The organism is Pseudoalteromonas sp. SiA1 (assembly GCF_018732205.1).
Lineage (GTDB): Bacteria > Pseudomonadota > Gammaproteobacteria > Enterobacterales > Alteromonadaceae > Pseudoalteromonas > Pseudoalteromonas tetraodonis.
On the sequence record NZ_CP076085.1, the window covers coordinates 36,095 to 50,848 of the forward strand.

13 protein-coding genes are annotated in these 14,754 nt (G+C 40.5%); all 13 read left to right on the plus strand.

Annotation, left to right across the window (positions count from 1 at the left end; translation table 11 throughout):
- Positions 1–16: 16 nt before the first annotated feature.
- The 13 genes from KK487_RS15690 (at position 17) to KK487_RS15750 (ending at position 14,739) form a co-directional block, all read left to right on the plus strand.
- Positions 17–1,186 carry an efflux RND transporter periplasmic adaptor subunit gene (locus tag KK487_RS15690; protein ID WP_028834103.1) on the plus strand — a complete coding sequence of 390 codons (1,170 nt, stop codon included), beginning with the start codon at positions 17–19 and terminating at the stop codon, positions 1,184–1,186.
- 9 nt (positions 1,187–1,195) lie between these two features.
- Positions 1,196–4,345 (plus strand): efflux RND transporter permease subunit, encoded by a 3,150-nt coding sequence (locus KK487_RS15695; protein WP_016899700.1) that lies wholly within the window; start codon positions 1,196–1,198, stop codon positions 4,343–4,345.
- Complete coding sequence (locus KK487_RS15700; RefSeq protein WP_016899701.1) at positions 4,338–5,750, plus strand: TolC family protein; 1,413 nt, start codon at positions 4,338–4,340, stop codon at positions 5,748–5,750. Before KK487_RS15695 ends, KK487_RS15700 begins: the two co-directional genes overlap by 8 nt.
- An 8-nt stretch (positions 5,751–5,758) precedes the next feature.
- Positions 5,759–6,784 (plus strand): zinc-binding dehydrogenase, encoded by a 1,026-nt coding sequence (locus KK487_RS15705; RefSeq protein ID WP_016899702.1) that lies wholly within the window; start codon positions 5,759–5,761, stop codon positions 6,782–6,784.
- 293 nt (positions 6,785–7,077) lie between these two features.
- Positions 7,078–9,333: an acyl-CoA dehydrogenase gene (locus KK487_RS15710; protein WP_016899703.1), complete on the plus strand. Its 2,256-nt coding sequence runs from the start codon at positions 7,078–7,080 to the stop codon at positions 9,331–9,333.
- A gap of 323 nt (positions 9,334–9,656) precedes the next feature.
- A complete protein-coding gene (locus KK487_RS15715; RefSeq protein ID WP_008112402.1) occupies positions 9,657–9,974 on the plus strand; it encodes a heavy metal-binding domain-containing protein in 318 nt (105 codons plus the stop codon).
- 239 nt (positions 9,975–10,213) lie between these two features.
- A complete protein-coding gene (locus KK487_RS15720) occupies positions 10,214–10,918 on the plus strand; it encodes a polysaccharide deacetylase family protein (protein WP_010388993.1) in 705 nt (234 codons plus the stop codon).
- Positions 10,919–11,037: 119 nt separating this feature from the next.
- Positions 11,038–11,550, plus strand: a complete 513-nt coding sequence (locus KK487_RS15725) for a DUF4410 domain-containing protein (protein ID WP_010388992.1) — start codon at positions 11,038–11,040, stop codon at positions 11,548–11,550.
- A 113-nt stretch (positions 11,551–11,663) separates the two neighbouring features.
- Entirely contained in the window at positions 11,664–12,053 is a 390-nt protein-coding gene (locus KK487_RS15730) for a hypothetical protein (RefSeq protein WP_016899704.1), read from the plus strand.
- A gap of 138 nt (positions 12,054–12,191) precedes the next feature.
- A complete protein-coding gene (locus KK487_RS15735; protein WP_036954917.1) occupies positions 12,192–12,578 on the plus strand; it encodes a hypothetical protein in 387 nt (128 codons plus the stop codon).
- 128 nt (positions 12,579–12,706) lie between these two features.
- A complete protein-coding gene (locus KK487_RS15740) occupies positions 12,707–13,096 on the plus strand; it encodes a hypothetical protein (protein ID WP_036954914.1) in 390 nt (129 codons plus the stop codon).
- A 112-nt stretch (positions 13,097–13,208) separates the two neighbouring features.
- Positions 13,209–13,523, plus strand: a complete 315-nt coding sequence (locus KK487_RS15745) for a hypothetical protein (protein ID WP_016899706.1) — start codon at positions 13,209–13,211, stop codon at positions 13,521–13,523.
- 109 nt (positions 13,524–13,632) lie between these two features.
- Positions 13,633–14,739, plus strand: coding sequence for a serine hydrolase domain-containing protein (locus KK487_RS15750; protein ID WP_036954911.1), 1,107 nt, complete (start codon positions 13,633–13,635; stop codon positions 14,737–14,739).
- Positions 14,740–14,754 lie beyond the last annotated feature (15 nt).

Sequence of the window (14,754 nt, forward strand, 5' to 3'; positions counted from 1 at the left end):
TAAAAGGAGCGTCGTTATGAACAAACACTTAATTGCTACAGCACTATCTGTTGCATTAATCACACTGGCCGGTTGTGCCGATGAAAGTACAGCGCAATCAGCCCCCGCACAGCAACAACAAGCTATTGATGTAGCCGAAGTCTTGGTTAAGCCAGTTCAAAGTTGGCATACCTATACAACACGCTTAGAGTCACCGCAGAAAGTGGCATTAATGCCGCGTGTATCCGGCATTATTGAGCAAATTGAATTTAAAGAAGGGGATAGCGTTAAACAAGGCGATGTATTATTTCGTTTAGACGATCGCTCATTCGCTGCAACCGTTGACAGTTTAAGCGCTCAGGTAAAAAGTGCTCAAGCAGCACTTGAACAAGCAAAAAGCGAAGCATCGCGTGCTGTACGCTTAACTGAGCGAAAAGCCATTTCGACTGAGCAAGCACAAGCGCGTACATCGACTTTACGTCAGCGTGAAGCACAACTTGCTGCACTGCAAGCGCAGCTTAAAGCTGCAAAGCTCGATCTAGAGTTTACGTCAGTGGTTTCTCCTATTGATGGCGTGATTTCTCGCGCAAATATTACCAAAGGTAACAACGTACTTGCAGGGCAAAGCGTGCTTACTTCAATTGTTTCTAATGACAAAATGTACGCTTACTTTGATGTCGATGAACGTACTTGGAATAGCGCATTTGACGAAGTAACAGCTGCAAGCAAACAGCCTGTTGTAATGCAAAAAGTAGGGCAAGACGATTTTAACTATAGCGGCCATATTAACTTTATAGATAATCAAATTAACGCATCTACAGGCACTTTACGCGTTCGTGCGGTATTTGATGATCGCAGTAACGAGCTGCGTTCGGGCTCATTTGCACGCATTAAGTTAGCTGCTAATGCAGTGCGTGAAACTGTCATTATTCCAGACAGAGCCATAGGCACAGATTTAAAAAATCGCTTTGTGTTAACGGTAGGCGAAAATAATGTGCTGCAATATAAATTGGTTACTGTAGGTGAGCGCTATGGATCGTTACGAGCCATCACATCAGGACTTGAGCAAGGCGATATTATTGCTGTAAACGGCCCTGCTCGTGTAGGACCCGGTATGCCGATATCACCAAATAAAGTGGCAATTAATACCCAAGGCGTGGCATTTACGCTAAGTGCTAACCCTGCCGATTTAGTTGCTAAGCAATAAGGTTATTAGATGAAATTTTCACACTTTTTTATACAGCGACCGATTTTTGCGGCCATGCTGTCGTTGATTATTTTAATTGCAGGTAGCATTTCATTATTTCAGCTGCCTGTCAGTGAATACCCAGAAGTCGTACCACCGACAGTGGTTGTGACTGCCAGTTATCCAGGTGCGAACCCGACGGTTATTGCACAAACAGTGGCAACACCGCTTGAGCAAGAAATAAATGGCACCGAAAACATGCTGTATATGTTTTCACAAGCAACCAGTGACGGACGTATGACGCTCACTGTGACATTTGCGTTAGGCACTGATTTAGACCGTGCCCAAGTGCAAGTGCAAAACCGAGTAAATAGTGCGCTGCCGCGTTTGCCACAAGAAGTGCAACGTTTAGGGGTTGTTGCTGAAAAATCATCACCCGATTTAACCATGGTGGTGCATTTATATTCACCCCAAAACAGCCATGACACCGCGTATTTATCAAATTATGCCGATTTAAATATTAAAGATGAAATAGCGCGTTTACCTGGTGTGGGTGATATTCGTTTATTTGGTGGTGGTAAATATGCAATGCGAGTTTGGCTTAACCCCGATGCGCTAGCATCACGTGAGCTTACTGCAAGTGACGTGGTCAATGCACTACGCTCGCAAAATCAGCAAGTTGCAGCAGGTAGTTTAGGTGCGCAACCGATTTCAAATGACAGTCAGTTCCAAATTCTATTAAACGTCAAAGGACGCCTTAATAGCATTGAAGAGTTTAAACAAGTCATTATTAAAGTTGGGGAGCAAGGGCAGCTTACCCGTTTGTCAGACGTGGCACGTGTTGATTTAGGCCAAGATTCTTATGCATTGCGTGCTGAGCTTGATAATCAACCCGCTTTAGCGATGCCAATATTTCAACGCCCAGGGTCAAATGCCATTGAGCTCTCTGATCAGGTGCGTGAAACCATGGCTCGTTTATCAAAAGACTTTCCTGCAGGTGTTGAATACGACATTGTTTATGATCCAACGGTATTTGTTCGTGGTTCAATTGATGCGGTAATCGCCACTTTACTCGAAGCAATCGTGCTGGTGGTGATTGTGGTTATTGTGTTCTTACAAACCTGGCGCGCGTCTATTATTCCGTTAATTGCGGTGCCTATTTCACTCATTGGTACGTTTGCCGTAATGCAGTGGCTTGGAGTGTCTATTAATACCTTATCGCTATTTGGTTTAGTACTGGCAATCGGTATTGTGGTTGATGACGCAATTGTGGTCGTAGAAAATGTTGAGCGAAATATAGAAGATGGCTTATCACCGCTTGAAGCCACCCGCGTGGCAATGACGGAAGTAACCGGCCCTATTATTGCGATTGCATTAGTATTATGTGCGGTATTTATTCCGACGGCTTTTATTACTGGGCTTTCAGGGCAGTTTTATAAACAATTTGCATTAACCATTACGATTTCAACGGTAATTTCGGCGTTTAACTCATTAACGCTGTCGCCAGCACTGGCCGCTTTATTGTTAAAATCACATGATGCCGAGCCTGATGCGTTTACCCGCGTGCTTAATAAATTATTTGGCCGTTGGTTATTTCAACCTTTTAACCGCGTGTTTGACCGTGGTGCTAAAGGGTATGAAAAGCTGGTACAAAAGCTTATTCGTATGAGTGTTGTGGTTATGGTTGCGTATATTGCTTTAGTTGGCGGTACGATTAAATTGTTTGATGCAGTACCGGGTGGGTTTATTCCACAACAAGATAAGCAATACTTAGTCGCTATTGCGCAGTTACCTGACGCTGCCAGTTTAGACCGTACAGAAGCGGTGGTAAAACAAATGCAGCAAATTGCATTAGAGGTCCCTGGGGTTGCGAACACGGTAGCGTTTCCTGGTCTTTCAGTGAATGGTTTTACTAATAGCCCAAATAGCGGCATCGTATTTACGCCACTGGCGCCTTTTGCAGAGCGTACTGATCCGAGTATGTCGGCTTCGGCTATTGCAGCGCAACTAAACCAACGTTTTGCGGCCATTGATGAAGCCTTTGTCGCTGTGTTTCCACCACCGCCAATTCAAGGCCTTGGCACCACAGGCGGCTTTAAACTGCAAATAGAAGATAGAGCTAACAAAGGCTTTGAAGCCTTATTTAACAGTTTGCAATCAGTGATTGCTGCGGCGCAAAAAGATCCGGCGTTAATGGGGCTGTATTCAAGCTTTAGAATTCAAGTGCCACAAATGGATATTGATATTGACCGCGAGCAAGCGCTTATTCAAGGTATTCCATTAGATGAAGTGTTTAACTCGTTACAAATTTATTTAGGCTCAGTGTATGTAAACGACTTTAATTTATTTGGCCGTACTTACCAGGTTAATGCCCAAGCTGATGCTGATTTTAGGGTAGACCCAGAGCAAATACTAAACCTAAAAGTGCGTAATCGTGCCGGTAATATGGTGCCGTTAGGCTCAGTATTAACGGTAACGCCTACTATTGGTCCTGATCGTGTAATGCATTACAACGGCTACCCAAGTGCAGAGCTTAATGGCAGCCCAGCGCCCGGTTATAGTTCTGATCAAGCGCAATTGGCGATTGAAGCTGTACTAGCAAAAACATTGCCTACTGGTATTGAATATGAGTGGACTGAGGTAACGTACCAGCAAGTATTAGCCGGTAATACCATGGTGTATGTATTCCCTCTGGTTGTATTGCTGGTGTTTATGGTACTGGCCGCACAGTATGAAAGCTTACGTTTACCACTGGCCATTATTTTAATTGTACCTATGACTATTTTCTCAGCGTTATTAGGAGTGTGGTTTGTAGGTTCAGACAACAACATATTTACCCAAATAGCGTTGATTGTACTGGTCGCATTGGCTTCTAAAAATGCCATCCTTATGGTGGAATTTGCTAAAGATAAGCATGACACCGGATTATCGCACCTTGAGGCGATGTTAGCGGCGTGTCGATTACGTTTACGCCCAATTTTAATGACATCAATTGCCTTTACCGCAGGTGTTATACCGCTTGTATTGGCAACCGGTGCTGGGGCAGAAATGCGCCATGCCATGGGTAATGCGGTGTTCTCGGGCATGATTGGGGTAACTGTGTTTGGACTATTATTTACACCGGTGTTTTATATGCTGGTGGTAAAAAAGCCGCGCGTTGAGGAGTCTTCACATGACTAAATTTAACCTAAGCGCCCTTAAATTATCGCCATGGCTGAGTTCTGTATTAGCGGTTGCTGTGTTATCAGGTTGTGCGAGTAAAATTGACACAGCCGCTCAGCAACAACAGGTTAATGAGTTTGTTGCCAAGGCAATATCTGCAGAGCAATTTATGGGTGAAGATGAGCAAAACTGGTGGCACAAGCTGGGCTCAGCGCAGCTAAACCAACTGGTGAGCAACGCACTTGCTAATAATTACGACTTACAAACTAGTCAGCTGGTATTAAAAAGCGCTTTGGCGCGTATTGGCGAGCAACAAGCGCAATACTTACCGCAAGGCGGTGTTGCGGTTGGTGCAAAGCGAAGCGGGCTAGGCAATACCAATAGCAGACAATCAAGTGCGAATATAGCACTTGATTGGCAGCTCGACTTATTTGGTCGAATTACTGCGTTAGTCGATGCCGCGAATTCACAAGCAATGAGCCAAGCTGAGCAAGTTAGGTTATTGCAAATTGAAGTGGTGTCGGCTGTGGTTAAAGGCTTTGTGAGTTATCAAGGTAATCTGCAAAAGCAGCAAATTATTGAGATGCAAATAGAAGCGCTTGAACAAAGCATTCAAGTGCTACAGGCCCAAGTTGATGAAGGTGTGGCGAATGAGCTCGACTTAAACCGCACTATGGCGCAACTTAGACAGCAGCAAGCCTTGGTGCCGGCAATTGAATATGCCAAGTACCGTGACTTATCTACTTTGGCCGTATTAAGCGCGCAAACTACGCAATCACTGAGTATTAATGATGAACGTACTATATTAACTAAGGCATTTGCGGTGTCATTGGCAAAGCCTAATGATGCAATAGCATTAAGACCTGATATAAGTCGTGCTTTATTTGATTTTAGCCAAGCAAATAGCCTGAGTGTAGCAGCCAGCAAAGCTTTATTGCCGGATATTAGCTTAAGCGGCTTTGCAGGCGTGTTAAGTTTAGAGAGCAACGGTTTTAGTGATACCCAGCAGCAATGGCAAGTAGCGCCGCAATTGCAGTGGTCATTATTAAGTTACCCTGCGCTTTTAGCACAACGCGATGCGCAGCAGTTTTTAAGCCAAGCGGCGTATACCGATTACCAACAAGTGGTATTAAAAGCGATTAACGAGAGTGAACTTTCTCTGCAATTATTGGTCAATCAAGCACAGCAATCGCGCTTTGCTAATGAGCGTTATCAATTTGCTAATAATGCATTTTTACAAGCACAAGCAATGTACGAAGAAGGGCAAATTCCTTACTTAGAGTTGTTAGATGCGCGTCAGGATGTTTTAATAGCACAAGAAAATGCCGTTGATTCAACTATTTCATCGCTACTTGCCAAAGTAAATGCCTACCAGTCATTTAATGGGCGATGGAGTTACGCGTTAAGTAATACTAACAAGTAGAGTTTTTGATGCCTAATACTGCAGATACAAACCCAAATACTATTCCTACATTAATGCGCTCTATTGTGTTAAATGAGCCCAATGAGGATATTAACTTATCGGATACTCAGTTACCTGTGCCTCAGTGCACAGGGAATGAGTTATTAGTAAAAGTAGAGTACGTTGGTTTAAACCCGGTGGATGCACAATTTGCCAAGTCTGGCTTTTGTACGTGGCAATACCCGCATGTTTTAGGCTTGGATGCAGTGGGAACAGTGGTTAAAGCGGGTAAAGGTATTTTTCCGGGGGTAGGGGAGCGTGTTATGTGGCACGCCAGCGTAGGTGAGCAAGGGGTACTGAGCGAATACGCAAAAGTACCTAATTATGCGGTGTCTATTATTCCCAAGCAATTAGCCAGTGAAAAAGCTGCAACTTTACCCTGCGCCGGAATGGCGGCATTGATCAGCTTAGATAAACTATCAGTAACGGAGGGCGATACACTTTTTGTTGAAGGTGGTGCTGGCGCTGTAGGGCAATTTGCTATTCAGTTTGCCAAGCAGCGCGGTGCAGATGTATTTACCACCGCCTCTAAGCGCAATCATAAGTTAGTTAAGCAACTCGGCGCCGATGTGGTCTTTGATTACAACGATAAAGCCTTATGTGACAAAATTCGTCGAGAGTTAGGTCCGCAAGGGTTTGACGCTGTTATTGATATTATGGGTGGGGAATCGACCATTCAAAATATCGAACTAATGCGTTTTTGTGGTCGTATTGCTTGTTTAAATCCACTCCCTAACTTCGAACAGCAGCTAATGTATCGGCGTGCGCCTAATATTAGTATTGTCTCCTTAGGAGGCGCGTGGTTGGCCAACAGCCTCTGTGCGCAGCAGCGGATGAGCTTTATGGGTAATTTGTTGCTTGAAACGGTAGCAAATGGCGAGATAATTCCTCCAGAAGTTTTAGCTGTTGATTTTAATGCAAACGCTGTTTCGGCTGCACTAAATAACCAGTTAGCAGGTGGTTTTACTGGCAAACAGGTAGTTAAAATAAGTTAGATTCGATTTAATCTCTCGCTTTTAAAAAACGCAGCCTAATTTTAGGCTGCGTTTTTTTGTTTCTACTTTATTACCAAATCCGTATTTGCGGCGCCAACAACCAGAATTATTAAATTTTTAACAAAAAAAATAACAATTCAGCGTACAGGTGTAAGCCTTTTTATTTCAACAGTTTACGTTCAGGTAAAGAAAATAAATTGCAAAAACTGTTAATTAATTGAATAGAGTAATTGATCTAAAGCGATTTTTATGACGTAATGTAGGTATTATTTATCTGGTCGGATGAGTTCGTTATGAGTTTACGTACAAAATTAAAAAAAGTATTACCAAGCATTTCAGTTACTGAGCAAGAAGCGCTAGACGCTGGCGATGTATGGCTAGAAGGGTCTATCTATCGAGGTAAACCAGATTTCAGCGCGCTACGCGATGTACCTGCGGCAAAATTAACCGCAGACGAGCAAGCGTTTCTAGACGGCCCAGTACAAGAACTACTTGGCATGATTGATGATTCAGTCATTCAAAATGGTATTCATTTACCAAACGACATTTTAGAGTTTTTGAAAAAAGAGCGTTTCTTCTCGCTGATCATCCCTAAATCGTTTGGCGGTTTAGAGTTCAGCCCATACGCTAACTCAACAATTGTAGGTACAATTGCTACTAAAAGCTCAGCGGTTGCGGTAACCGTAATGGTACCAAACTCGTTAGGCCCGGGTGAGTTACTTCTTCACTTTGGTACAGAGGAGCAACAGGCACACTACTTACCACGTCTTGCAAATGGTACAGACATTCCATGTTTTGCATTAACAAGCCCAGAAGCAGGCTCTGATGCAGGCGGTATTCCAGATGTAGGTACCGTAACTAAAGGTATGTACAAAGGCGAAGAAGTACTTGGTTTAGAAATTACGTGGGACAAACGCTACATTACTCTAGCACCTATTGCTACTGTACTTGGTTTAGCGTTTAAAGTGGTTGACCCTGATGGTTTACTAGGTGGTAAAGAAAACCTAGGTATTACCTGTGCACTTATTCCAAAAGAGCACCCTGGTGTAGAACTTGGTAACCGTCATGATCCTATGGGTATCCGTTTTTACAACGGTACTACACGTGGTAACAAAGTATTTGTACCAATGGACTTTATTATCGGTGGTCAGAAAAACATCGGTCGCGGTTGGCAAATGCTAGTTAGCTGTTTAGGCGCAGGGCGTGGTATTTCATTACCAGCACTGGGCGTAAGTACTGCCCAAGTTGCATTTAAATCAGCTTCTGAGTACGCAGCAGTGCGTGAACAGTTTGGTTTATCAATTGGTCAATTTGAAGGTATTCAAGAAAAGCTAGCTGACATTGCAGGTAAAACATACCTACAAGAAGCAATGCGTGTACTGACAACTGAAGGTTTAGGCATGGGCTTAAAACCATCGGTAGTGACTGCAATCGCTAAATACCATATGACAGAGCTTGGTCGTGATGTGCTTGACTCAGCAATGGATATTCAAGCAGGTAAAGCGATTCAAAACGGTCCACAAAATACATTAGCGAGTGGTTATGTAGCGCAGCCTATTGCCATTACGGTAGAAGGTGCAAACATTCTGACTCGTAACCTGATGATATTTGGCCAAGGTGTTATGCGTTGTCACCCATACTTACAATCTATGGTTGAGTCTATCCACAGCGATGACAAAAACGCAGATGCAGAATTTAATGGTATTTTACGTAAAACAATTGGCTACAGTACAGCAAATAGCTTACGTGCATTCCGTTTAGGTGTATTACCGTTTACTGCTGGTGCAAACTCGGCACTACCAGAAGTACGTGACTACGAAAAAGCAGTTCATAAACTATCAGCTAAATTAGCTGTATATGCTGACTTCTCGTTACTAGTACTTGGCGGTAAGTTAAAGCAAGCTGAAATGCTTTCAGCACGTTTAGGCGATGTAATGAGCTTCTTGTATGCAGCTATGGCATCTATTAAGTATTACGAGCAAAAAGTAGCAAGTAGTGAGCGCGAGCAAGCGGCTCCTTACTTCCATTATGCGACTCGTTTTGCACTACAAAGTGCAGAAGAAGCATTGCACAAGTTCTTAGACAACTTCCCTGCAAGTGGTACTCGTAAGTTCATTCGTTTCATTACTATGAACTACTCAACTAAAATGCCAAAAATTAGCGATGATTTAATTCGTGAATTAGCAAAACAAGCTCAGCTTGATACGGCATTTAAAGCGCAAATCACACATTTAGTTAAGCCAATTGAAGGTGATGGTCATCACATCAATGAGCAAGCTTACAAAGCTAAAATGGAGTCACTTGAGCTATTAGCTAAAGTGAAAAAAGCGCTACGTGCTAAAACCTTTAAGCCGGGTACGCGTTTTTCAATCACGCTTGAAAATGCACTTGCTGCAAAAGTAATTAACGACGCTGAATTTGTTCAGTTAAGTGATTACAACAAAAAGCGTGAAAAAGCGATTCGTGTTGATGAGTTCGACTTCGATATGAACATTCTAGACGACAACGCACAGCCAGTTAATCCGCTTAAAAGCGTGGTTAACCAATAAAATTCAATAATGCAAAGCGCCTGCAGTTTAGGCGCTTTTATTGATACAAAATTAGTGTGGAGTCCTGCTTGAGTAATATCAAGCGGGGCTTTTTTATGGGTGTAATTTAAGCTCATAACTAATGACGACTAATTTAATGGTACAGAACATTATTAAACGTTGTTTTAGTGTATTTTAACAATGGGTGGTAAATAAGTTACGTAATTACTTGTTTACATTAGAGTTGTTTAGTGGAATTATTGAGCGTATATAATATACGCTGTTTTGAGGGTTATAACTCCCAAAGTGGTGTTTAATGAGCTGTTATGTTTTAGGGAAAAATTATGATTTATACGACAACGGAAACTGTTCCTGGCAAGGAAATCGAAGCTGTATTGGGAATCGTCAATGGCAACATGGTTCAGTCTAAACATGTTGGTCGAGATATCATGGCTGGTTTAAAAGGGATTGTGGGTGGCGAACTCAAAGGCTATACCGAGATGTTGATGGAAGCTCGAAATGTAGCGGTAGAACGATTAATAGAAGATGCAAAAAAGTTAAATGCCGATGCAATAGTAGGAATACGATTTACAACTAGCTCAGTTACTGATGGTGCATCAGAAATATTAGTGTTTGGCACAGCAGTTAAACTTCGAACATAACAAACAATTTAAGCAGATTCGCAACACGTGGCATTTTGGTGCTTTCTTTCAAAGCCAAGAAATGAGGACGCTTTCCTCTTTTCTGCACTGTATTAAAAGAACAGCCTTACTAAAAGTTTTAAGCTGGCAATGAGTTAACTTATTTGTTAAAAAGAAATTAATAAATATATTAGTGGGGCGCTGGCAGAGATATGCGCGATGAGCACACTATAAAATTGTTATGCGCAAATGGAGTCTGCATGAGTAAAATAATCAAACTATCAGCATTAGTGCTGATCATATTTATTGCTTTATGGCAGCTGAGTAAGAATGAAAAATTTCAATTTTTTGGTAACCTTATAGATCGAGTAGAAACAACTGAAAAAGTAGTCGCATTAACTTTTGATGATGGTCCGACCAGACTTAAAACAAAAGAAATTCTCCAAATCCTAGATGAATCAGAAATTAAAGCTACATTTTACCTAGTCGGCAAAGCTATAGAAGAAAACATTCAAGAAACAAAAAATATCATTGATAAAGGTCATGAAGTTGGAAACCATTCATATACTCATCAACGTATGGTTTTGAAAAGTTATAACTTTGTTGCAGATGAGCTAGAAAAAACTAATGAGTTAATTACAGAGGCAGGTTATAAAGGTGAAATACATTTTAGACCACCTTATGGTAAAAAATTGTTTTCGCTACCTTATTATCTAAATAATAATAATATAACTACCGTTACGTGGGATGTGGAGCCTGAAACTTATTTAGATAAAAATGCTAGTGCAAGTGATATATCCGATTACGTTGTCCAAAATACTAAGCCAGGGTCAATTATTCTTTTACATGTAATGTTTAAATCTAGAGGTAATTCAATGGCTGCGGTACCTTTAATTGTTCAGCAGTTAAAAGATAAAGGTTATCGCTTTGTTACAGTATCAGAATTAATAGGCAGTAGCGCATAACAAGGTGCTTAAAAGGACTAAAACAGTTTGCTCGTTTTTTGCAAAGTACCGCAAAAAAGCCAGCCAACCATTTTAGCCTCTTAGCAAAGCGTTAGCTATTCAAGGAAATTTAGCATTCAATGAAAAACTTTATTTTAATCATCTTAGTAAGCTTAATTGCGGGTTGTGCTGCAAACATTAAGCAATCAGTAAAAACATCGAACATGCAGCAAGGAGCCATACCAAATAGTATATCAGTAGCTATATCCTCATCTAATTCAATCTCTAAAAGTAGAGATTTAACTAAAAGTATCACTGAACTTAATACATTAATAACTACAGATTACAAAGGTAATTTGATACCAAGCAACTCATCTAATCAGGCTGATATCTCCGTGGAAATAACAATAGAGCATTTTCGTTATGTTTCAGGGTTTGGTCGATTTATGGCAGGTGTAATGGTAGGTGATGCCGAATTGATGCTAAACGTTAAGCTCGTAGACCTATCCACAAACCAAATAGTTAGTGAATCGCAACTAGACACTCGTTCAGAGTTTAGTGAAGGAATATTCGGTGCTACAACTTCTAGACAGTTAGAAGCTATGTCTAAAAAGATAGTTGATATCATCAATTCAAGTGCAAAGAATAGCTAACAAGCAATCAGGCAGGAACAAATGCTCGTTGGCCAAACAAACGGCCAAAGCGCTTCCATTAGCCCTGTTGCAAGGTGTTATATGAAATTAGGAGAAGATTTGTGTTGAAAAGGATGTCTTGGATATTGCTGGTTTTTACATTTTGTGCCCATTCGGGTGAAGAGGTACTTTCCATTGATAGAGTTGTACCTAATAGTTTTGATTTGGCCTTCCCAAATGAATCAAACATTCAGCCAGAGCTGAGTGATTTTAGTGTAAATAATTTTGTATTAATGAGTAATGATTCTGGTGAGCGTTGGGCGGTAGTAACTTTGACTAATATGGCATCAGGTCGACGAAGTCTAACTAACAAACACCTAATGGCTATCGTTGCAGATGGGCAGCGAATTGCGCCATTGGAGTTTTTACAATCATTCAAAGCAGATGAGACACTATCGCTAACTATCAACTTTGGTGAAAGTAAGTTTCCTTTGCTATCAATATATTCAAGGTCTGGCAAATAACAAAACCATCAATGCACTCGCAGGCTCGTTGGATATCAAAACTATACGGCGATTGAGTTTGGTGCTCTGCATAATTTAACCAAATCGCCGTTACGTTTTTGTACCCTATATGCGGGCTTATATGCACAAGGAGGCAAAGTGAATATCAGACATATTTTATTACTCGTTATCATCTTATTTATATCTGGTTGCACCACGTCAGGTCAGCTTTATTATGTTGATACTAAAGGTAATGAGAAACTTGGTTGTGATGTAGAATTTGTAGGTATGCCAAGAGTTGATAAATTTGCTGTTGAATATGCTTTAAGCCTTTGCGCTAAAAGCATTGTCAAAAAAGGCGGCGTGATTCAGGAAGAACACCTTTTAATGGTTGATACAACCATTCCATTAGCCCCATGTGAAAAGGCTTGGACTCACGAATTAGCTAAGCAACAATATCAGGCAAAAAAGTTAACTGAGAAAGAGTATGGCTATATTGTTGCAAATATAGATTTAGGTTTAGCAACGGTCAACAAATGCACATAACAGGCGCTTTGAGCGCGGAACTGCTAACAGTTGACTCAGTTTCGCTTCGTTACACATTTTAGCCAACAATTATCAGCCCATTATCCGGGCTTTAGGTTTTTATCAAAATATGGAGTTTTATTTTAATTATGGAAGAATCAGTTCAAGTCAAAAATAATGAAGATAGTATAAAGAAATCTCGAAGTGTAGAAAAAAATAAAATCCAAAATGAAACTATTACAACAGAGCTACATTTTGAGTTGTTAAAACAGTATGCATGGCTATCATCAGCAATAATAGGTGCTGTTGTTATACTTATTCAATTAAAAGTACTTACCTTTGGCTCAAAGGTTTATATTCCTTTAGGTTGTTTTTGTTTTTCAATTCTTAACTCTTTAATTGCTCAAGACTATATAGTAGAGTCATTAACAAAAGGTAAAACTATTTATGATATCTCTAAAAAAGTATATATATTACGCAACTTCTCTATATTTGGTTTAGGGCTTGGCGTAGGGTTACTTGCTAATAGCTTTATTTAGACAACAAACACATTAAGCAGGACAAAACAGTTGGCTTTTGTTCTTGCGTCGCTAATTTTGCCAGCTATTGTATTGCCTTTTTTGGGGCGTTAAATACCTAAATGGAGTTTAGATGAATATTCAAGTTTTTAGACCAAAACAATTTGTGGATATGGCGAGAGACTATAAGTTGTTTGCGGATGACGTAGAAGTTGCCACTATAAAAAGAGGGGTTACGCAAACAGTAAACATCCCTGATTCAACTAAAAATATTCAAGCGAAAATAGATTGGTGTTCAAGCCAAACCTTTCCTGTAGCCTCTATTACTGACAAAGGAATTATTATTAAAAATTCTTTCGGTAGTAATATATTCAAATTGCTTTTTTTAACTATTTATTATGTCAGTTTCGGTAAAAGCAAATACTTATCGGTAACAAACGGTATTTAGTAAGAATATTCAAACGAAAAAAAGCCGTTGGCTGTTTTCACACTGTTTAATATTTTAGCCAACTATTTCAAGTCTGTTTATATTGGCGTTTTACGAACTAAGGAAAGTTATGATTAAATCAATACTGATAATATTTACATTGTTTTTAGCTAGTCTTGCTACCGCTGAAGAGTTTACTGATGTGTCTGAGATCACAGAGCGCTTGGAAGATGACATACCAAAGATTTTAGATAAACACAAAGCTCCTGGTGTTGCACTTGCATTTGTCAATGGAAATAGAGTTCTAGAGTTTCGATCCTATGGTTTTGCCGACGTAGGAGCCAAAACTGAGATTACCCAAAGCACAATGTTTAACGTAGGGTCTATTTCTAAGCTGGTTACTGTTTGGGGAGTAATGCAACTTGTAGCTCAAGGCAAAGTCGATTTAGATGCGCCAATAAACCAATACCTCAAACGTTGGCAGATCCCTAAGTCTGAGTTTAACGCAAAAAAAGTAACATTGAGAAATATCTTATCTCACACTTCAGGCTTGTCACTTGGCCCATATACAGGCTGGGAGTCTCCAGAAAAGTTAACATCTATAGTTGACTCACTAAATGGCAATAACAATGGCGCCGGATCTGTTGAACTTATTCATGTGCCCGATACAAAATGGTCTTATTCTGGTGGTGGGTATTCAGTGGTGCAACTTTTAATTGAAGATGTGTCAGGCATGGCATTTGAAGACTATATGCAGCAATACGTGTTTAAGCCTCTAAATATGAAGGATTCTACTTTTAACATTACTAAAAAAGTTATCAAAAAGTCGGCAACACCTTACGATAATTCCGGCAAAGTCACTGGCATGGTTTATTTTAATGAGAAAGCAGCTGCTGGTTTACAGACAACGCCAATAGACTTAGCACGCTTTAATATGGCTGTGTTGCGCAACAACGATGGTGATTATAATGGTTTAGGGTTGCTACCAGAAAAATTAATTGATCTGATGATAAAGCCCGCGCCAAACACTAATGGGCGCTGGAGTATGAGCTATGTTGTTGACGCAAAGAATAGCAGTCTTGGCTTTGCTGGATTTAATCGTGGTTGGGTCTCGCTATCACGCTCTATCACTGACCTTAACTTTGGTTATGTGATTTTAAGTAATAGTAGTATTGGCGCAGTGAATAATGACATTGATAGTCTTATCCTTTCTATTGTTAAACAAAGCCATAACTAAAATGGATACAACAAA

Excerpts from the sequence above, each read along its gene's own strand:
- KK487_RS15690 (WP_028834103.1), top strand. The coding sequence starts at position 17 with ATGAACAAACACTTAATTGCTACAGCACTATCTGTTGCATTAATCACA.
- KK487_RS15725 (WP_010388992.1), top strand. The coding sequence starts at position 11,038 with ATGAAAAACTTTATTTTAATCATCTTAGTAAGCTTAATTGCGGGTTGT.
- KK487_RS15715 (WP_008112402.1), top strand. The coding sequence starts at position 9,657 with ATGATTTATACGACAACGGAAACTGTTCCTGGCAAGGAAATCGAAGCT.
- KK487_RS15720 (WP_010388993.1), top strand. The coding sequence starts at position 10,214 with ATGAGTAAAATAATCAAACTATCAGCATTAGTGCTGATCATATTTATT.
- KK487_RS15740 (WP_036954914.1), top strand. The coding sequence starts at position 12,707 with ATGGAAGAATCAGTTCAAGTCAAAAATAATGAAGATAGTATAAAGAAA.
- KK487_RS15730 (WP_016899704.1), top strand. The coding sequence starts at position 11,664 with ATGTCTTGGATATTGCTGGTTTTTACATTTTGTGCCCATTCGGGTGAA.
- KK487_RS15695 (WP_016899700.1), top strand. The coding sequence starts at position 1,196 with ATGAAATTTTCACACTTTTTTATACAGCGACCGATTTTTGCGGCCATG.
- KK487_RS15700 (WP_016899701.1), top strand. The coding sequence starts at position 4,338 with ATGACTAAATTTAACCTAAGCGCCCTTAAATTATCGCCATGGCTGAGT.
- KK487_RS15705 (WP_016899702.1), top strand. The coding sequence starts at position 5,759 with ATGCCTAATACTGCAGATACAAACCCAAATACTATTCCTACATTAATG.
- KK487_RS15750 (WP_036954911.1), top strand. The coding sequence starts at position 13,633 with ATGATTAAATCAATACTGATAATATTTACATTGTTTTTAGCTAGTCTT.
- KK487_RS15745 (WP_016899706.1), top strand. The coding sequence starts at position 13,209 with ATGAATATTCAAGTTTTTAGACCAAAACAATTTGTGGATATGGCGAGA.
- KK487_RS15710 (WP_016899703.1), top strand. The coding sequence starts at position 7,078 with ATGAGTTTACGTACAAAATTAAAAAAAGTATTACCAAGCATTTCAGTT.